This window comes from Pseudoalteromonas arabiensis, assembly GCF_001550155.1.
In the GTDB taxonomy this organism is placed as follows: Bacteria; Pseudomonadota; Gammaproteobacteria; order Enterobacterales; family Alteromonadaceae; genus Pseudoalteromonas; species Pseudoalteromonas arabiensis.
This window is the reverse complement of sequence record NZ_LRUF01000005.1, coordinates 130,809-150,990: the sequence shown is the minus strand read 5'-3', so window position 1 is coordinate 150,990 and position 20,182 is coordinate 130,809. Positions and strand designations below refer to the sequence as shown.

The window sequence follows — 20,182 nt, the reverse complement described above, 5'->3', positions numbered from 1 at the left end:
ACAAGATTTATTTTAGGTTGTTCACCAACCAGTACAAATCAGAATGAACCCCTGCCGCAGTGACTTCTTTTCCTGCACCTGGGCCTTGTATTACCAAAGCGTTCTCAGTGTACCACTGTGAGTTAATAACAAAGATATTGTCACCTGGCTTAAGGCTTGCCAGCACATCGTCTTTTGCTACATTAACTAGACCAACTTCAGCTTTCACGTTGCCATGAGTAATGGTAATCGCGCCGGTATAGCGAACAAGCTTATTTTCGACTTGTGCTTGCTCAGCTTTTATCGTCATAAATTCATCAAGTAAATGCTTATTTGCTAAGAAATCTTGCCAACTACCCGCGGCCAACTCTTCAGGCATTAATGGTGTTAAAGCAATATCATCAAGCTCTATATCTAGGCCGAGATCACGTGCTAAAATAAGCAGCTTACGTTGCATATCTCGACCCGACAAATCTTCACGAGGATCAGGCTCTGTGTAACCCATTTGCTGTGCTTTTAGTACTAAATCAGAAAACGGCACGCTGCCATCATAACTGCTGCATAACCACGACAGAGTACCGGAAAAAACCCCTTCAATACGGTTAATTTTATCGCCACTGTTTTGCAGATCAGCGAGTGCAAAGTTGATAGGCAAACCTGCACCAACACTGGTGTTATAACGCCATAATAAATTACGCTCAGCTAAATTACTGCGTAGGTTTTGATACCAACTATTAGCTGCAGTACCGGCATATTTATTAGCACTGATCAGGTGGCAGTTTAGCTCAACAAAATCAGGGTATAAAAGGCTAAACGCTTCACTAGCTGTGATATCTACGATCACTTTGTGCTCATAATCGAGTTCACTAATACGTGTTAATAGCTCTTCTTTTTCGTAGTTTTGTGCTTCATTTTGCCACTGTTCTTGCCACATCTTAGTGTTCAAACCACTAGCACTAAACAGTATTTGCTTGGAGCGAAGTAAAGCGACCACTTTCACTTCATAGTGTTCTGAAAGGCGTTTTAGCTGCGCTTGTAGTTGTGAAAGAAACACCTCCCCAACATTACCCAGCCCAGCAACAATCACAGCCAACTCTTGGCCTTTATTAATTAACTTGTCGTGTAGTAAGGTCAGCACGTCACTATCAATCGCTTGGTCTTTTAAAACTAACACGTAGTTTTCATCTTGCTGTACAAAGCGTGTGTTGATACTTTGCTCTTTTAATAACGCCGTTGTTTGCTCTGCAAGTGAGCTAATATCACTACTTGGCGCTACCACCGCACAACCACTTAAATTAGACTCAACAATATTGGCACGCCCTGCAAGGTAACTTACAACTTGATGTGTACACGAGCCTGGCACTAACAGATAGGTATCGCCGGCTTTTACAAAGTGATGCAGGCTATGCTGAATCAACTGGCTCAATTCACCCACTTCGCCACTACTTAATTTATCAACACGAAGCAAGTCAATGTTATCAAGGGTCGTAATAAAACGTTTAGCTTTACTGTACCCCTCTTTTACAACCTCTGTTGGGCTTGCCTCACAGTCAAAGCTGCTTCTTACAACGAGTTTAATGTCGCTACCTTTTAGCGGCGACAATGTCTTAGCATGCAATACAGGGTTACCTAAACGGGCTAACAAATTCGCTTGTTCACGGCATACCTTGTTATATTTAACAGCATTTTTAACTTTGCGAGGATCTGTACTAAATACACCTTGTGTATCAGTCCAAATTGAAACTTGCTTTGCAAAGGTATAACTAGCCAGTAGTGTGGCACTATAGTCACTGCCATTGCGCCCTAGGGTTACGGTATTGCCTTGGCAATCAGCGGCAATAAACCCCGTCACAACATTGATCTGGTTATGGTTGATTAACTCACTGCAACTTTGCTGATTTTTTTGATGCAACAATTGGCCATCATGCAAAGTAAAGAGCTGTCTTGCATCAACATCTTTAGATTCTAAACCGAGTTGATTTAAATAGGCTGCAAGTAACCGAGCAGACCAAACCTCACCATGAGCAAGTAAAGGTGCTTCATGTAGTTGTTGCTGGGCAATTAACGCTGTCAGTGATGCTAATTCATCTTTTAGTTTAGCTAATGCATGTTGCTTACTCTGCGACACTAATAGCTGCTCGATTAGTGCACGCTGATTATTATCAATAAGCAATAAAATATCACTCACAGCTTGATTATCATTTTGTTGATAGCTCTGCCAGAGCTTTACAAGTGTGTCTGTCGTTTTCCCAGAGGCTGATACAACAACACAATCGCCTAGCTCAGTGTTTGCCAACACAATGTTCGCAACTGCTTGATACCGCTCGGCTGAGCTTAGGCTTGAGCCACCAAATTTATGAACAATATTAACCATTTCTTCTACCACAATGCCGTATGTGCAGGCGTTAACTTAAACGATGTATTTTGCTGATTAGTTGGCTGTACTTGAGCGGCTTTAGGTTGGCCCGCTTGTAAGCCTTCGCCTGGTTTAACTTGATTGAAAACACGTTCCAGATCAGCAATTAAGTCGTTAATATCTTCAATACCGACAGAAATACGAATGAGTGTATCGCCCACACCTGCCTCAAGGCGTGCTTTAGGATCCATGCCAGCATGAGTCATTGTCGCAGGATGGCAAATAAGGCTCTCAACCCCACCCAATGACTCTGCAAGGCTAAACTCTTTTAAGCTTGTTAAAAACGCAGCAGCGTCATTAATATCACCTTTAATATCAAAGCTAACCATACCACCAAAGCCACGTTGCTGCGCTTTAGCGAGCTCATGCTGAGGATGAGAAGCAAGACCAGGGTAATAAACCTGACTAACAAAAGGCGAATTTTCTAAATACTGAGCGATTGCAAACGCATTCTCTTGGTGTTGTTTTAAACGCACATTTAATGTTCGCAAACCACGAAGGGTTAAATAACTATCGAATGGTGCACCGGTAATACCAATGTTATTTGCCCACCAAGCTAGTTCATCACCAAGCTCTTGTGTTGCGGCAATCACTGCACCACCTACTACATCTGAGTGGCCATTAATATACTTAGTCGTTGAATGTACGACGATATCTACACCAAACTGAATTGGATTTTGGAGTGCTGGTGATAAGAACGTATTATCGGCAGCAACTAAGGCTCCACATTGCTTAGCAATTGAGGTGATCGCTTTAATATCAGTTAAACGCAAAATTGGATTACTGGGTGTCTCTATCCAGATAAGCTTTGGTTTGATTGCTAAAATTTCTTGATGATTTTCACTGTTGGTTAAATCTAACACTTTTAGCTTCAATAACCCGCGCTTTTCTAATGATGTGAATAAACGGTAACTGCCACCATAGCAGTCATGCGGGATCACTAAAGTGTCGTCACTATTTAAAAGCTGTGTTGCTAAATGCACCGCAGACATACCCGTTGCTGTAATAATGCCTTTTGCACCGCCTTCAAGTTCAGCCAGTGTTTCAGCCAAAATATCACGATTCGGATTACCACTGCGTCCGTAGTCATACTGACGTTTAGTATCAAAATCAGCAAATGAATAGGTGGTTGATAAATAGATAGGTGGAACGACAGCACCATGATGTTTGTCAGCTTCGATACCATGACGAACAGCTATCGTCGCTTTATTTTTTTCACTCATTTCATCACCTACTCATTAATTGGATGTTTAGACGTCTAAAAGGTTAGATGATCAATTATGAGAAGTCAAAGCATTTGTGGCTGACATAAAGAAGTTTATACATTTACACGACTAGATGGCTAAATAACTAGTATTTGACTATCTTTTTTAAAGAGATAAAATTTCCGCATCTTTGCGCTGTGAAAAAGGCGTGAACTACTTATAACCGAGGCAACGAAATTACTTATGGCTAAATGGAACGGTGAATACATTCACCCATACGCAGAACACGGTAAAAAATCAGAACAAGTTAAAAAGATTACCGTATCAATTCCGCTAAATGTACTAAAAGTATTAACAGATGAACGCACTCGTCGTCAGATCAACAACCTACGACATGCGACAAATAGTGAGCTTCTATGCGAAGCTTTTCTACATGCTTTTACAGGTCAGCCATTACCAAATGATGACGACTTACGCAAAGACAACCCAGAAAAAGTCCCTGAAGAAGTGAAAAAGATCATGCTTGAAATGGGATTAGATATCCCTGTACTTGATTCTGAATGAGCCATCGGATACACGCCGATTCACAGGTATAAAAAAACTCAGCTAAGGCTGAGTTTTTTATTAGCGTAAATAAATTTAACGCATGTAATCTTCTGGCATTTCGATTTGCGCAACGCCCGACTCAACCGCCGCTTCTGCAACAGCACGCGCGATACGTGGTAATAAACGCGGGTCCATTGGCTTCGGAATGATGTACTCGGCACCAAACTCAAGTGATTCAACGCCAGCAGCTGTTAATACTTCGCTTGGTACTGGCTCTTTGGCAATACCACGAATAGCATGCACAGCTGCAATTTTCATTTCATCATTAATTGCCGTTGCACGCACATCAAGCGCACCGCGGAAAATAAACGGGAAACAAAGCACGTTATTTACTTGGTTAGGAAAATCTGAACGACCCGTTGCCATAATTAAATCATTGCGCGCACTGTGTGCAACTTCTGGCGCAATCTCAGGATCTGGGTTTGAACACGCAAACACCACTGGCTTGTCTGCCATTAGCTTTAAGTCATCCGCCGTCAATAAATCTGGCCCAGATACACCTACAAATACATCCGCATCAGCAATAACGTCTTGTAATGTACGTTTATCAGTGTTGTTAGCAAACAACTGCTTATATTCGTTTAAATCATCGCGGCGAGTATGGATCACACCTTTACGGTCAAGCATATAGATATGCTCACGTAATGCACCACACTTAATTAACAGTTCCATACAAGCAACAGCTGCCGCACCAGCTCCTAAACATACGATAATGGCATCTTCGATATCCTTACCTTGTACTTCAAGGGCATTAAGCATACCGGCAGCAGTAACAATAGCTGTACCATGTTGGTCATCGTGGAAAACTGGAATATCGCAGCGCTCGATAAGCGCTTTTTCAATTTCAAAACATTCTGGTGCTTTAATATCTTCTAGGTTGATGCCGCCAAACGTATCAGCGATGTTTGCAACCGTATTGATGAAATCTTCTGTAGTGCGATGTTTTACTTCAATATCGATTGAATCAAGGCCAGCAAAACGTTTGAATAGTAATGCTTTACCTTCCATGACAGGTTTTGATGCAAGAGGGCCTAAGTTACCCAAACCTAAAATTGCGGTACCGTTTGAAATCACCGCAACCATGTTACCTTTACCAGTATATTTGTAGGCATTTGCTGGATCAGCAGCGATTTCACGAACTGGTTCAGCCACACCTGGGCTATAAGCTAAAGCGAGATCGTTAACCGTTTCGGCCGGCTTGGTTAGTTCAACACTAATTTTACCTGGAACGGGGTGAGCGTGGTAATGTAATGCTTGTTCACGGAAATCTGACATAACGCGATAGTATCCTGCAAAAAAGTTAAAAAGTGAGAGAGCTTGCATCAGTACGATACCTGTAATGTATAAAAATTCCAAGTATTATCAGGTCTATCCTGTTATATGCCATATCGCTTAATTTTAAAGGATTTACCCACAACTTCTGTGCATAGTTGCGATTAATCAGACATAAAAATTCACCTATTTATGACCTTTTAAGCACCTGTTTTTGTATTTTATATGCACGAACACTGCAAATAGCCGAAATTAGTTCCAAGTGACCATTTCGACGACATTGCCAGCATTTACTTACAAAGTTATTTAAATTTATTACTTTTTGTAACTTTTGGAATCATTTATACATCTAAGAATATAGCGAAGGGATTGCACTTTGTCTGCAAAATTAGCGACATAATGAGCATAACAAGCAAAAATAGTTATATGGGAAGTGAGTGAAAACAGCATGTTCGGCATAGCGTCTAATATCATGCTTTGTTAATTTCAGGTATAAAAAAAGCACCCTAAGGTGCTTTTTTTAACTAAACAGCAGACATTACTTCTTGCTGCTAAGTGCACCGAAGCGCTTGTTGAAACGATCAACACGGCCGCCAGTGTCTAAAATCTTTTGCTTACCAGTGTAAAACGGGTGACACTCAGAACATACGTCTAAGTGGATGTCTTTACATAAAGTAGAGCTAGTTTCGAATTTGTTACCACATGAACAAGTTGCAGTGATAGCTTCGTACTTAGGGTGAATACCTTCTTTCATAGGGAACCTCTAGTTAAGGCCGCATCGCTCTCCAAACCCGTAGTCTGGCACCATACGTCGTTAATACAATTAATAGGCCGCGTATTTTATAGGCCAATACGCTCTGCGACAAGCTTTAAATGCATCTTTCGCTAAAAAAATAAACAGACGGCGCTTGGCTTAGCATTTGTTGGTAGGTTTTTACGACTATTTTTAGTACATTATCTGTCTGTTCTTGTTTTCGTTGAGCCACCATGCACTTTGTAGAAGTTGCCATAAAAGTCCCTTTACCGCGTACCTTCGATTATAAAGTTGAACCGCTGTTGCATAACATTGAATTGCAGCCGGGCATGCGTGTTCTTGTGCCATTCGGCCCACAAAAAAAAGTAGCGGTCATACTTGCCACGAAAACAAGTACTGACATCCCTAAAGAGAAGATAAAAGCCATCATAGAGGTGATTGACGAAGCCCCGATTTTATCCAAACGTCATTTAGAGCTATTAAAGTTTACAGCTCGCTACTACTGCTATCCTTTAGGTGAGACCATACATACTGCACTGCCCGCTGCTTTAAGACAAGGTGAATGCCCTGACAAAACCAGCATTAATATGGTTGAGTTAACTGAAAAAGGGGCAAAGCTCCCCTCTTTACGGGCGAAAACGCAACTCAACTTATTAAAGCAACTTGCGCAGTCGGGTAAGTCATCGTTAACCGAATTAAAAGCGCTCGGTTTTAATAAAAAAACAATTGATAGCCTGCTAGAGAAAGCGCTAATCAAACAATTTATTGAGCATGACAATCAATGGCAGCAACACGCACCAACAGTGAGTAAAAAACCGACTCTCAATAAAGAACAAGCTGTCGCTTGTACTACCATTAACCAAGCCCATGGGTTTGCAAGCTTTCTACTCGAAGGGGTGACTGGCAGCGGCAAAACGGAAGTTTACTTACAATGCCTTGAAGAAATATTAAAAAAAGGCCAACAAGCTTTGGTTTTGGTTCCTGAAATAGGTCTAACCCCACAAACCGTCAATCGTTTTCGTCGTCGCTTTCCTGATACGCCCATTATGCTATGGCATTCGGCACTCACTGATAACGAGCGCCTACAAACATGGCGCTTTTGTGAAAAAGGCAGTTGTGCGATAGTTATCGGCACACGTTCGAGTATATTTTTACCTTTTTCATCACTAGGCATGATCATTGTTGATGAAGAGCATGACAGCTCATTTAAACAGCAAGATACACTACGCTACCATGCGCGAGATCTTGCCGCTTACAGAGCCTTCCAACATAATATTCCATTGATACTCGGCAGCGCGACACCTGCATTAGAAACCTTGCATAAGGCGATTACTAATAAATATCAGCTACTTAGTTTAACACAGCGAGCACAAACCAGCACCGATAATCAGTTTCAACTATTGGACATGAAAGGACAACCTGAGCAAGCTGGCATCGCTCATGCCAGTCTTGCTTATATGCGCCAACATTTAGAGCGTGGCAAGCAAGTTATGGTATTTTTAAATCGCCGTGGTTTTTCACCTACGCTTATATGCCATGAATGCGGCTGGCTAAGTGAGTGCTCACGTTGTAGTACCAGCGCAACATTTCATAAAGCCATTGGCCAAATGATTTGTCACCACTGTGGTGAACAACATACCGTGCCTCATCAGTGCCCTGATTGTGGCAGTACGCAGATCTTTCCAAACGGTAAAGGCACTGAGCAAATCGAAGAGTTTTTAACGCAAACCTTTCCCGATATTCCTATTAGCCGTATCGACCGTGATTCAACACGCCGTAAAGGTAGCCTAGAAAAAGCCCTCGATGACATCAACCAAGGCGGCGCTCGTATTTTAGTTGGCACGCAAATGTTGGCAAAAGGCCACCATTTTGCCGATGTTAGTTTAGTACTGATTTTAGATGTCGATAGTGGCCTCTATTCATGTGATTTTCGTGCCACTGAGCATTTAGCGCAACTTGTAACACAAGTAGCAGGCCGTGCTGGACGTAGTGGTGAGCCTGGGCACGTGTTATTGCAGACGCACTTTCCTGAGCACCCGCTACTGCAAGACCTTGTTAATAATGGCTACCAAGACTTTGCGCGTTACGCCTTGACTGAGCGAGAAGATGCCCTGCTTCCCCCCATTACGAATATGGCGATTGTGCGTGCTGAAGGACATAACATAAATCAAGTTATGGATTTTTTAACTGATTTGGTTCCTGTACAGAGTGTATCTGGTATACAATTGCTCGGCCCGATCCCCGCGCCACTGGAACGTGTGGCGGGTAAGTATCGGTTCCAATTACATATTCAAGCGCAGGAGCGTTCCCACTTACACCAGTATTTAGCGCAAATGGTTGACTATATTAGTACCAGTAAACTTGCGCAAAAGGTGCGGTGGAGCTTAGACGTTGATCCTATAGATATGATTTAAAGGCCAATAGAGAATCATGGCACAACACGATTACATAAATAAAAAACCATCGAATCGAAATAATAAAAAGCAGGCACCCGCAAAAAAACCTTTTCCAGTTGCATTAGTGCTCCTTGCTATTATTCTTGTGGGCTGCTTTGGCTATGGTTTGTGGTACATAAAGCACAATGCTGATCCTGCACTTGTTGAGCAGCAAGCCAATCCGACTAAAGCGGAAGAAAAGGTGATTCCAAAACCTAAACCGCCTGAGTTTATAAAAGAAATAAAAGAGCATGAAGTTCAAGTTGAAGTAAAAGAGCTTGAACAAAAAGGCCCATACGTTATGCAATGTGGCTCGTTTAGAACACTAGAACAAGCACAAACCCTAAAAGCAAAAATAGCATTTGCAGGCCTTGTTGCAGAAGCTAAGCGCGTCGAAGGAAGTAATGGCGTATGGTACAAAGTGCGCTTGGGGCCCTATAAAACCAAACGCCAAGCAGAAAGTGACAAAAATAAACTGAAACGCATCAAAATAATGGGCTGCGGTATTTGGCTTTGGACTTGATTTTAGTTCATTCACCCATATAAACACCTCATCAATCGCTTTTTACGAGCGGCTCTGCCGCTCGAAGATGAGGAAAAACATGACCACTATTGTAAGTGTACGCCGCGACGACAAGGTCGTTATTGGTGGCGATGGCCAAGTTTCACTTGGTAATACCGTAATGAAGGGCAACGCCCGTAAAGTTCGACGCCTTTATAATGGCAAAGTAATCGCTGGATTTGCTGGCGGTACTGCTGATGCCTTCACTCTATTCGAACGTTTTGAAAGTAAATTAGAAATGCATCAAGGTAACCTCACTAAGGCTGCCGTTGAGATGGCTAAAGACTGGCGCAGTGATCGCGCCCTTAGAAAGCTTGAAGCTCTGCTTGCAGTCGCAGATAAAACCGCCTCATTAATTATCACGGGTAATGGCGATGTTGTGCAGCCTGAAAATGACCTTATTGCTATTGGTAGCGGTGGTAACTTCGCACAATCAGCAGCCACTGCACTACTGGAAAATACCGATTTAAGTGCTCGTGAAATTGTCGAAAAAAGCCTGACAATTGCTGGCAATATCTGCGTATTTACGAATAACTATCAAACCATTGAAGAATTGTAATAGGAACTGCTATGTCTGAGATGACGCCAAGAGAAATCGTTCACGAGCTTGATCAACATATTATTGGCCAAGCAAAAGCTAAAAAAGCAGTTTCAATCGCGCTACGTAACCGCTGGCGCCGTATGCAACTGAGCTATGATTTACGTACCGAAGTAACACCAAAAAACATTTTAATGATTGGTCCTACAGGTGTGGGTAAAACTGAAATTGCTCGCCGCCTTGCAAAACTTGCTAATGCCCCTTTCATTAAAGTGGAAGCAACTAAGTTCACCGAAGTGGGCTATGTTGGTAAAGAAGTTGAGACGATCATCCGTGATTTAGTTGATATTTCGATTAAAATGACACGTGAACAACAAACTAAGAAATTCAAATATCGCGCTGAAGAAGCGGCAGAAGAGCGTATTTTAGATGCTTTATTGCCACCAGCACGCGATACATTTGGTGAGTCAAAAACAGAAGAGAACTCTTCTACTCGTCAATCTTTCCGTAAAAAATTACGTGAAGGTCAGCTAGACGATAAAGAAATTGATATCGATGTTGCACAAGCACAGCCTAATGTTGAGATTATGGCACCGCCTGGTATGGAAGAAATGACCAACCAGCTACAGAGCATGTTCCAAAATATGGGTGGCGACAAGCGCAGCAAGCGTAAGCTAAAAATTAAAGAAGCATTTAAGCTACTAGTTGAAGAAGAAGCAGCAAAACTGGTTAACCCTGAAGAGTTAAAAGAGCAGGCTATTTTCGCAGTTGAACAAAACGGTATCGTGTTTATCGATGAGATTGATAAAATCTGTAAACGTGGTGAAGCATCTGGCCCTGATGTAAGTCGTGAAGGTGTACAACGCGACTTACTACCACTTATCGAAGGCTCAACAGTTAGCACTAAGCACGGCATGGTGAAAACCGACCACATGTTATTTATTGCCTCAGGCGCATTCCAGATGTCTAAACCATCAGATATGATCCCTGAACTTCAAGGCCGCTTACCTATTCGTGTTGAACTTGAAGCACTATCAGCAGATGACTTCAAACGCATTCTAACCGAACCTCATGCATCACTCACTGAGCAGCAACGTGAACTGTTAAAAACAGAACAAGTTGATGTTGAGTTTACTGATGACGCAATTGAGCGTATTGCTAAAGCTGCGTGGCAAGTTAACGAGAAAACCGAAAACATTGGTGCTCGTCGTCTGCACACTGTGATGGAAAAACTAATGGAAGAAATTTCATTTGATGCATCTGAAAAAGCAGGCTCAAAACTGACAATCGATGCAAGCTATGTTGAACAGCACTTAGGTGCACTTGTTGAAGATGAAGACTTAAGTCGCTTCATTCTTTAATCAACAAATTAGCGTTATAATCAAAAGCCTCCAACTGGAGGCTTTTTAGTTTATAAATCGTCTATCGAGGCTGACATGAAAGAAGTCACTAAAGTTCATTACCACACTGTAAGTAAAGTCTTAGATGTTCATTTTGACGATGACTCTATTGCGCGATTTAATGCTGAATTTTTGCGTGTTCACTCGCCTTCAGCAGAAGTACAAGGCCATGGCAACGAACCTATGAAACTGGTGCTTGATAAACAGCAAGTAGCGATTAGTAAGATTGAGCCGGTTGGCCATTATGCTCTGCGCTTAGTATTTAGTGATAATCATAACAGCGGTTTATACAGCTGGCATTACTTAGCAGACTTACAAGCCAATCATGATGAACTTTGGCAGCAATACCAAACGCGAGTCACAGAGCACGAAGCTAACAAAGACAGCGTGCCTATTAAGTTTGTGCCTTAGAGGCTATCAAAAATCAAAAAGCGCGATGACGACTAGTCAACGCGCTGTTCTTTTACCTACAAAAAATGTATTAAACTTTAAACTTATCAATTGCTTGATAAAGCACACGCGCTTGCTCAGACACTTCTTCGCTGGTTTGCGCATTGGTTGCCGCATGGCCTGACGCTTCTTGAGCTATATCACGAATGCGAACCACATTTTTGTTAACCTCAGAGGCTACTTGGCTTTGCTCATCAATAGCCGTTGCAATGTGTGTACTCATTTCCATGATGGTTTGCACATCTTCGGTAATCGAACGCAGTAACTCACCGGCTTTGCTGGCTTGATCTGCACTCTCACCACCTTGAGCTCGACATTCTTGCATAATACTCACCACTTCTTGAGTACGCCCTTGTAGAGTGGAGATAATACTCTCAATCTCTTGAGTTGAATCTTGCGTGCGCTGTGCCAGTGAACGTACTTCGTCAGCAACCACAGCAAAGCCACGCCCTTGCTCACCTGCGCGAGCAGCTTCAATTGCCGCATTCAGAGCAAGTAAGTTGGTTTGCTCTGCAATACCCCGAATTACATCAAGTACCGAGCCAATCGTTTCGGCATCTTTTTCAAGTTGAGACACAACATTAGACGCATTACCCAATGATTCAGACAGGTGGTTAATTTGCACCACGGTTGATTCAACTTCCGAGCGACCTTGCTGAGCACTTAAGTTAGTTGACTCTGCTTTTTTAGCGGCCGCTTCAGTGTTATGAGAAATATCTTGAATCGTTGCCTGCATTTCTGTTGCTGCTGTGGCAACCATATCTGCTTCGTGTAACTGCTCTTGCATGCCTGAACTCGTTGCAGCAGTTGTTTCTGATAAGTGCTCAGTAGCGACATTAAGCGTTCCAAGTGCAGTGTTCACCTCGTAAATTAGCTTTTTAAAATCACCAATCAAGCTATTAAAGTCCATAGACATAGTGGTAATTTCGTCTTTACCTGACTGAGCAATCGCCATACTTAAGTCATTGCTGCGGCGAATCTCATTAATCGTGTGGTAAACACGCTCAATTGGCTGAATAATAGAACGGCTGGTAAAATAAACCAACGCCATAACCACGATACTGGCAATAATGAATACCATAACGGCAATAAACTGCGCTTGCGCTGCGCTTGATTCCACAAACGCTTTGGTGTCATTAGTAAGTTCAGACACAATCGCATCACTTTTCTCAACACTGGCTTTCATTTCACCTAATGCGCCTGACTCTAAATCAAGGCCAAGTGCCACCTGTGCATCGACTAATGCTTTAAATTTCGTTTGATAGGTGGTTAGTAAGCTCAGTAACTGACTTTCATAACTGGCATCGAATCGTGAGTTTCTGATCTCTGTTTTGAATGTTTCAACTAGGTCATCAAACTTACTTAAATATTTTAAGTCAAAGCGCAACATAAAATCTTTTTCTGCACGGCGCAACTGTAACATGAGCGTTAACAAACGATAGTTCTCGCGCTCACTTAGTAAAGTCTCGACCTGATGAACAGCCCCTCTTAAGTCACCATAAAGCGCATCTTTGGGGTGTAGACCGATTTTCTTTTGCAGTACAACAACTGCTTGAAAATCTTCATAGTAGGCTTTCGCAAGCCCTCTGAATTCATTTAGCTTGCTTACATCCATTGATAAATCAACAAGTAATTCATCAAGGCGTGCCATTTTGTTTTTTAGGCCATCATATTCTTTTTCGAATAACTCAAGGCTATCTACATCTTTGTAAAATAGAAAGTTTTTCTCATGCTTACGCATTGAAAGCTCATGAATATCGAGCTCTTCAGCATTTTGAATCGTTTCATTGAGCTTGAGCATCATGCGCGACTCAAAGATAATTACACACAGCATCACAACCATTGCAAGACCAACAACTAGCGCGTTTAACTGTAAACGACGCTTTATAGTTAAGTTTTGTAATACATTCATTCAAAGTGCCCCATCGAAATATGCATTTTAGAGTATAGCTAAATTATTGAAAGCAGCTAAATTTTGCATGCATTTTCCGCTATAAGAAACGCTTAGACAATGATTTTTTGTCCCAGATCAACCTGTTGCCATAAATGATGATGCAACTTATCTAGCTGTTGCCATTGTTTTTTCTGCAACCAGTCGACTAATGGGGCCGGATCACTCGGAAAATTCAGTTTTTTATTTTGGGGGGATTGAAGCCAATCATCCATTGCATTTGGATTCAAATAGCTCATTACATGAGCAGCCCCCATCGCTAATAACGTTTGTGCATTAATCCCTTGCTCAAATTGTTTGCCAAGCGGCTTTAAGAGTAGCTTTTTGCCTAATTGTAACGCTTCACTGGCAAGCTCAAACCCTGCATTACCGATAACGCCCCCCGCATTGGCTAAATCATTTAAAAAGCCGACTCTTGATGGCGCACGCAAATGAATATTCCCCACCGAGCTATCCTTGGCATTGGGGTGATAGCAATAGAACTCACGTTCAGGGAAATCCTTCAAATAATCAACAACACTGTCTAGGTTTTCAAATGGTAAATATACAAGTACTTTGTTTTCGACCATTACAGGGTTGTCATGGTGATGATTTGCAATAAATGGTGGAATAATATTCTCAGCGTAAGGTTGCCAGTGCACACCTAGATAAACATTCGCTGGTGCATAATTACGTATAAGTGCACGCCGCAAGAAAGCCCGACCAAACATAGGCACTTTATCTGATAAAAATGCAGCTTGATGGCTCATACCCACTACAGGTACACCTTGCTGCCTTGCCGCCCACGCTGTAATAGGCTCAAAGTCATTGAACACTAAATCATAGTGGCGTAAGTCTAAGTTTTTAATATCTTTTAATAGCTGTAAAGGGCGTGCATTCTTTAGGGTTTTTATACTATCAACCTGCCCTGATTTACTATTAAACGATAAACCCCGAAATGTTCTGTAGTCGGCAAAATCGTCCATATCAAAGTAATCAAGCTCAGTTCGACCAGAAAACACATAGTCTACCTCAACATCCAATGCACTAAAGGTCGTTGCCATGACACGAGCACGTGTAATATGACCATTTCCCGTCCCTTGGATACCATATAAAATTCTCATAGATATTCCACCACCATTACAGCTAACATTGCACAACACGACCCCATCGCCGCCCCTATTAATACATCGGCAGGATAATGCACCCCAATTATCACTCTTGATATGGCGACACCTGATGCCCACATAAAACAGACAAATGAAAGCTCAGGAAAATAAATAGCCAATATTGTGGCCACGACAAATGCCCCTGCACTATGCCCTGACGGTAAACTAAACTGGTCACTCGGGATCAAATAAGCACCTTGAACTAAGCAATCACATGGACGCACCCTTGCAATCCGCTTTTTTGCTAAGAAATAGATAGGCCGTTCTATCGCGAAGCCCAGCAATAGGCACTGTGCAAGTTGCTGAAAGTGTAATTGCTCTGTAAACCACCAAAGACCAATGAGCAACACCACATATAACCCGCCATCTCCCGTCTTTGATAAACCGATTGCTGACTTTTTCACCCAGTTTGGAGAAGCGTCATTGAAGACACTCAAAAACAGCTGCTCATCAACCTTTGCTAACCTTGTAAGTATGTTGTTTGCCATGGTGAGCTCCTTGTCATACTTTGCGCCTAATTTTTATACTCATCTCAGCTTAGGCGTTAAAAATAACAATTAGGTGACGCTTTTGAGACACTAATGTTGCGGTGTACAAAATCCTTTGATTTAAACCAATAAACCCACATTAAGTCGTTGTTATTGAGTTGTATCAAGGTATACTGAATACTAAACAGACAGTCTCTTTAGAGGATGAAAAAATGGATTACAGCACTTCGGATTTATGCGACCACTTTGCAGATGTGGTTGATGTGCTCGAACCAATGTTTATTAATTTTGGTGGACGCCCAAGCTTTAGTGGTCGAGTAAAAACTGTTAAATGCTTTGAAAACAATGAGCTGATCCGCGAGATTTTATCAACAGATGGAACTGATAGCGTTCTACTCGTTGATGGTGGCGGTTCCACTCGCCGTGCATTAATCGATATTGAGCTGGCTGAAATTGCATTGGAAAATAATTGGCAAGGCATCATCGTTTACGGTGCAATACGTCATGTTGATGAGTTAGAAGAACTCGACTTAGGCGTTCAAGCGATTGCTTCGATTCCCGTTGCAGCTGACAGCGAAGGTGCCGGCGAAGATGGCATTGGTGTTAACTTTGCAGGAGTGTCGTTTTTTGATGACGACTTTATCTATGCAGATAGCACTGGCATTCTTTTATCTGCCGAAGAATTAGAGTTAGAAGTAATAGAAGAAGACTAAACTCGGTGACTGATTACCTTAAAATTTATGAACGAGCGGCTGTAGAACATTTATGTACACGCCGCTTAAATGAACAAAAAGCATGGCAAGCACTGTCTTTATTGGATACCCATGTTAATGCCCAACAAGCTTTAATTGATGCGAAACATTTCGGTATTCGCTATGTATTAGTTGGGGTATGTGAAGATATTGGCCCACGAGCAAATTTAGGTAATGGCGGCTCACACCAAGCATGGCCTGCCTTTTTAAAGCGATTTCTTAACCAGTCACATAACCAGTTTTTAAATCACGAGCGTGTATTATTGCTAGGCGAAGTGGCACTTGATGATTTACACCAACAAGCCACACACCTTGATAATAAAAACGATGACGATTTGGCTAAGCTACGCCAGCTTTGTGCACAAATAGATACCCGCGTTGAGCACGTGCTTGCGATGATTTTCGCTGCTGGTTTAGAACCTATCGTTATTGGCGGTGGACACAACAATTGCTTAGGAATTTTGCGAGCCTTAAGTAAACAGTATAATAAACCAGTTCATGCTATAAACCTTGACCCTCATGCAGATTTTAGAGCATGCGAAGGTCGTCACAGCGGCAATGGCTTTAGGTATGCCTTTGAAGAAAATCATCTCGCTGATTATCACGTCATTGGCTTGCATGAGTTTAAAAATAATCAAGCGATCCTTGATGCACTCAAAAGTGCTCACTTCACCTTTGATAGCTATCAAGATATCCAAGTACGTCGTACTATTGACCTATCAACTGCATGCAAACAAGCAACAGCGCGTTTAAGTAAAGCGCCATTAGGAGTTGAAGTCGATCTCGACAGTATTTCACTCATGCCTGTGAGTGCTTATACAAACTGCGGGTTTAGTGTCGCTGATGCAGAACACTTTGTACATGTAGCAGCAAGCAACAGCAATGCGCATTACTTGCACTTATGCGAAGGTGCGCCCTCACAACATCCGGTTGGTTTAGAAGCAGGAATGAACGATGCTGGCCAAATCATCACCGCCCTTGTGAACGCTTACTTACAAGCCAGGGAAGCAGGTTAGTTCGAGGTTAAGATTGTAGGCGCGATTTTATATCGCGCAATTTGTATCACGTAATAAGCAACGTGGGGTAAACCCACAGCTATAATCATTGATGCTCTAAGCGCCACTGTTTTAACCAAGACATCATCCCTACACTACTCAATGGATAACTAAAATAATATCCTTGAGCCGCATAGGCATTAAGCGACTTAACAAACTTAAGATGCTCTTGAGTTTCTACCCCTTCGCATATTACTTTTGCATTGTTTTGGTTGTGCATATCAACCATACCAGACACTAAGCTACGCACTTGGCTTTGATGAGCAAAGTCAGCGGTGAGCGACGGAGCTACTTTTATGTACTCGACATTTAAGTTTGGCAGTTTTGAAAGTAAAATAGGAGTATCACCAAACCCATCTACACATAATTTGATACCAATACTATTTAATCTGGCTATCATCGCTTTGCCTTGGTCATCAAGATTCATAAACAAATCAAGTGGGCATTCAATGATCAAGTCACCAATCTCTAAGCGGTGTTCACTGAAAATACGATCAACAAATTCAATAAACTCTTCATTGAGCATTTCGGGGCCAAACACATTAATACTTAAAGGAAGCTCAATCCCTTCCATTCTCAGCGCCATCGCAAGCTCTGCAGCTCGCTCTATTACATACGCAGCGACAGGATAACCAAGCCCTGCAACACGTATATCATCAATGAACTTATTAGCAGCCAAAATACCTTGCTTTGGGTGCTGCCATCGCAATAGTAACTCTAAAAACTCTATGCGCTCATCACTATTACGTATAATCGGTTGAAAATACAGCTCTAATTCACTGGCAAAATCAAGGTTAGACAGCTCGCGCAGTCGTGCTTGTTGTTCAAGCTGTTCCACCATCATATTTGCATGATAAGGCACAATTTCCTTATTTGGGTTGGCATCAAGCGCAAGGTTGGCAAACGAGAGCAAATTATCAAAACTATGTTCTGGATTATCACAACCAACATAGCTGGCTCTGACTTTCACTTCAATGGTGCAATTTGCCACATTAAATGGCTTTAAGGTTACTTGTCTAATTTTATTAATTAATTGCTCATGATGATGTTGTTGCTCTTCAAGTGAACAAATAAACGCAAAATTTAATCCACCTAAATGAGCAAGCTTCTCATGAAGTCCCGAAGGAGCCTCGACACTAAGCACAGAATCTGATTCTAACTGATGTTTTATACGGCTGGCTGATTGTGCAAGCAACAAGTCTCCAAAATCACGACCTATATGCTGATTTACACTTTCAAAGCCTTCTAAACGTATCACGACTAAAGCGCAATTATTCGGGTGTTGCTGTCGAAAGTGTAAAAAGCCATCTTGCAGCGCTTTGCGATCAGGCAAGTCACTTAAAGGCGTTTTATCTATTTCATTATGGTGAGTTAATAAAGAAGGAACTTCTTCCTCTTCGTTGGCTTCTTCGTAGTTGAAAAAGCCCGACACAGTCAGCATTATTACCGCAGATACGAGCCAATAAAAAGCAACATCCAATAATAAATGGGCAGAAAACAACACCGCAAAACACAATGCTGCTGTGACACTTATAATAATGGCTAGCCAATTAGTGGTTCTGAATGCTTGCCAAAGATGGAAGCAAAAACTGATCGCCAAAAGCAAAATCAGCCAAGGCTCACTTAAACTCAGGATAGCAAGGCCAAGCATACCATTGACTACTAGGCTGAGTCGTAAAATAGGATTTTGAGTCACACACAGCGCACATACCATAGCCATAAACAGTGCACCTGCCAAAAACACAGCAATGACATCTCCACTCACAAAGAGAAGACTTGTACTGGCACTTGTTAAACTAGCAATCAATGACATGTAATCCAAACTGTGTAAAAGTTCTATCTAATTTAGTCTACCCAAAATCCACAGATTTGACAGTTTATTTACACCAAACTGATAACTTAATTGTGCAGGATGAGATATTTGCCAATGGGCAATATCAGCACGAGCACCCACTTTTAAGACGCCACGATCATCAAGACCCAATGCACCTGCGGCGTTTCGTGTCACCCCAGCTAACGCTTGCTCTGGGGTCATACGAAAAATAGTACATGCCATATTCATCATCAAATGCAAAGAGCACAATGGCGAGGTACCTGGGTTAAAGTCAGTAGAAATAGCAATGGGCACTTGGTACTGCTGTAACAGCTCTATTGGCGGATATTTTGTTTCTCTTAAGAAGTAAAAAGCACCCGGTAATAATACTGCTGCAGTACCCGCTTTCGCCATAGCTTGAATGCCTGCCTCATCAAGATGTTCAATATGATCGGCTGATAAGCCATTAAATTCAGCGACAAGCTCTGCACCATGCTGATTTGATAACTGCTCAGCATGCAATTTAACCGGTAAGTTATATTTCTTCGCGGCTTCAAATACACGCCGTGTTTGCTCATTGCTAAACCCGACATTCTCACAAAATGCATCGACCGCATCAGCTAAGTTGGCCTGAACGACCCGTTCTAACATCTCACCACAGACAAGATCGATATACTCATCGCTACGACCTTTATACTCTAAAGGCAGTGCATGGGCGCCTAAGAAGGTCGTTTTCACATCAACCGGATGGTTTTCACCTAATAAGCGCGCAACTTCAAGAAGTTTAATTTCGTTCTCACAATCAAGGCCATAGCCTGATTTAATTTCAACCGTTGTCACCCCTTCTGAAAACAGCGCATTCAAACGCTCTTTTGCTGCAACAAATAATGTTTCATGATCAGCTTCACGCGTAGCACGAACTGTGCTTGCAATCCCCCCGCCATTTGCAGCTATCTGCTCATAACTGACACCTTGCAGTCGTTGTTCAAACTCTTCGGCACGGCTTCCAGCAAAAACAAGGTGAGTATGACAATCAATTAAACCGGGTGTAAGCCACTGCCCTTTCACTGACACAGTTGGGGTAGCTAATGCATCAAACTTTGGTAGCTCAGCTTGTTTCCCTAACCAAGCAATCTTGCCATCTTTAACAGCAATAGCGCCATTTTCGATAGCACCATAGGGTGCATCAATAGCAGGGTTCATGGTAGCAATATTGGCATCTGTAATTAGTAGATCCCAGTGTGACTCATCATTGTTCATTGTGTGCATTTTTCACCTATACTAAATTTTGCAGTGCCCTGACTTAGCTTTGCTCTCAAGCAGGTAAGCTAAAATAGACGTAAAGTTTATCAAGTCAC

At 42.1% G+C, this 20,182-nt stretch carries 17 protein-coding genes; 8 read left to right on the top strand and 9 right to left on the bottom strand.

From position 1 onward, the window contains the following. Positions 1-7: 7 nt before the first annotated feature. The gene (gene metL / locus PAARA_RS01405; RefSeq protein ID WP_062567297.1) at positions 8-2,353 is read right to left on the bottom strand and encodes a bifunctional aspartate kinase/homoserine dehydrogenase II; all 2,346 of its coding nucleotides are present in this window, start codon (positions 2,351-2,353) and stop codon (positions 8-10) included. A gap of 5 nt (positions 2,354-2,358) precedes the next feature. Next, complete coding sequence (gene metB, locus PAARA_RS01400) at positions 2,359-3,618, bottom strand: cystathionine gamma-synthase (protein ID WP_062567296.1); 1,260 nt, start codon at positions 3,616-3,618, stop codon at positions 2,359-2,361. 225 nt (positions 3,619-3,843) lie between these two features. Between metB and metJ the strand changes: the two genes are divergently transcribed. Continuing rightward, entirely contained in the window at positions 3,844-4,164 is a 321-nt protein-coding gene (gene metJ / locus PAARA_RS01395) for a met regulon transcriptional regulator MetJ (protein WP_062567295.1), read from the top strand. A gap of 75 nt (positions 4,165-4,239) precedes the next feature. Here the strand turns inward: metJ and PAARA_RS01390 are convergent, their stop codons facing one another. Together PAARA_RS01390 and rpmE are read right to left on the bottom strand one after the other, a co-directional pair. Next, positions 4,240-5,481: a malic enzyme-like NAD(P)-binding protein gene (locus PAARA_RS01390; protein WP_062567436.1), complete on the bottom strand. Its 1,242-nt coding sequence runs from the start codon at positions 5,479-5,481 to the stop codon at positions 4,240-4,242. Between the two features lie 535 nt (positions 5,482-6,016). After that, positions 6,017-6,232, bottom strand: a complete 216-nt coding sequence (rpmE, locus tag PAARA_RS01385; RefSeq protein WP_036973208.1) for a 50S ribosomal protein L31 — start codon at positions 6,230-6,232, stop codon at positions 6,017-6,019. Between the two features lie 233 nt (positions 6,233-6,465). Here rpmE and priA point away from each other — a divergent pair, with 233 nt between their 5' ends. From priA to PAARA_RS01360, 5 genes are all read left to right on the top strand, one after another. Continuing rightward, complete coding sequence (gene priA, locus PAARA_RS01380) at positions 6,466-8,646, top strand: primosomal protein N' (protein WP_062567294.1); 2,181 nt, start codon at positions 6,466-6,468, stop codon at positions 8,644-8,646. A gap of 16 nt (positions 8,647-8,662) precedes the next feature. Continuing rightward, a complete protein-coding gene (locus tag PAARA_RS01375) occupies positions 8,663-9,190 on the top strand; it encodes an SPOR domain-containing protein (protein ID WP_062567293.1) in 528 nt (175 codons plus the stop codon). Between the two features lie 79 nt (positions 9,191-9,269). Then, positions 9,270-9,788 carry an ATP-dependent protease subunit HslV gene (gene hslV / locus PAARA_RS01370; RefSeq protein WP_062567292.1) on the top strand — a complete coding sequence of 173 codons (519 nt, stop codon included), beginning with the start codon at positions 9,270-9,272 and terminating at the stop codon, positions 9,786-9,788. Positions 9,789-9,799: 11 nt separating this feature from the next. After that, positions 9,800-11,128 (top strand): HslU--HslV peptidase ATPase subunit, encoded by a 1,329-nt coding sequence (gene hslU / locus PAARA_RS01365; RefSeq protein WP_062567291.1) that lies wholly within the window; start codon positions 9,800-9,802, stop codon positions 11,126-11,128. Between the two features lie 75 nt (positions 11,129-11,203). Further along, positions 11,204-11,578, top strand: coding sequence for a gamma-butyrobetaine hydroxylase family protein (locus tag PAARA_RS01360; protein WP_062567290.1), 375 nt, complete (start codon positions 11,204-11,206; stop codon positions 11,576-11,578). A 70-nt stretch (positions 11,579-11,648) separates the two neighbouring features. Here PAARA_RS01360 and PAARA_RS01355 read toward each other — a convergent pair whose 3' ends face one another. The 3 genes from PAARA_RS01355 to PAARA_RS01345 form a co-directional block, all read right to left on the bottom strand. Then, entirely contained in the window at positions 11,649-13,529 is a 1,881-nt protein-coding gene (locus tag PAARA_RS01355) for a methyl-accepting chemotaxis protein (protein ID WP_062567289.1), read from the bottom strand. A 92-nt stretch (positions 13,530-13,621) separates the two neighbouring features. After that, entirely contained in the window at positions 13,622-14,671 is a 1,050-nt protein-coding gene (locus tag PAARA_RS01350) for an MJ1255/VC2487 family glycosyltransferase (RefSeq protein WP_062567288.1), read from the bottom strand. Continuing rightward, positions 14,668-15,204, bottom strand: coding sequence for a phosphatase PAP2 family protein (locus tag PAARA_RS01345; RefSeq protein ID WP_062567287.1), 537 nt, complete (start codon positions 15,202-15,204; stop codon positions 14,668-14,670). Before PAARA_RS01345 ends, PAARA_RS01350 begins: the two co-directional genes overlap by 4 nt. A 212-nt stretch (positions 15,205-15,416) precedes the next feature. Between PAARA_RS01345 and rraA the strand changes: the two genes are divergently transcribed. Beyond that, on the top strand, positions 15,417-15,917 hold the full coding sequence (gene rraA / locus PAARA_RS01340) for a ribonuclease E activity regulator RraA (protein WP_062567286.1): 501 nt from the start codon (positions 15,417-15,419) through the stop codon (positions 15,915-15,917). 5 nt (positions 15,918-15,922) lie between these two features. After that, the gene (locus PAARA_RS01335; protein WP_062567285.1) at positions 15,923-16,972 is read left to right on the top strand and encodes a formimidoylglutamase; all 1,050 of its coding nucleotides are present in this window, start codon (positions 15,923-15,925) and stop codon (positions 16,970-16,972) included. A gap of 85 nt (positions 16,973-17,057) precedes the next feature. Here PAARA_RS01335 and PAARA_RS01330 read toward each other — a convergent pair whose 3' ends face one another. Next, entirely contained in the window at positions 17,058-18,731 is a 1,674-nt protein-coding gene (locus PAARA_RS01330) for a GGDEF domain-containing phosphodiesterase (RefSeq protein ID WP_209438162.1), read from the bottom strand. Positions 18,732-18,851: 120 nt separating this feature from the next. Beyond that, the gene (gene hutI, locus PAARA_RS01325) at positions 18,852-20,093 is read right to left on the bottom strand and encodes an imidazolonepropionase (RefSeq protein ID WP_062567283.1); all 1,242 of its coding nucleotides are present in this window, start codon (positions 20,091-20,093) and stop codon (positions 18,852-18,854) included. Positions 20,094-20,182 lie beyond the last annotated feature (89 nt).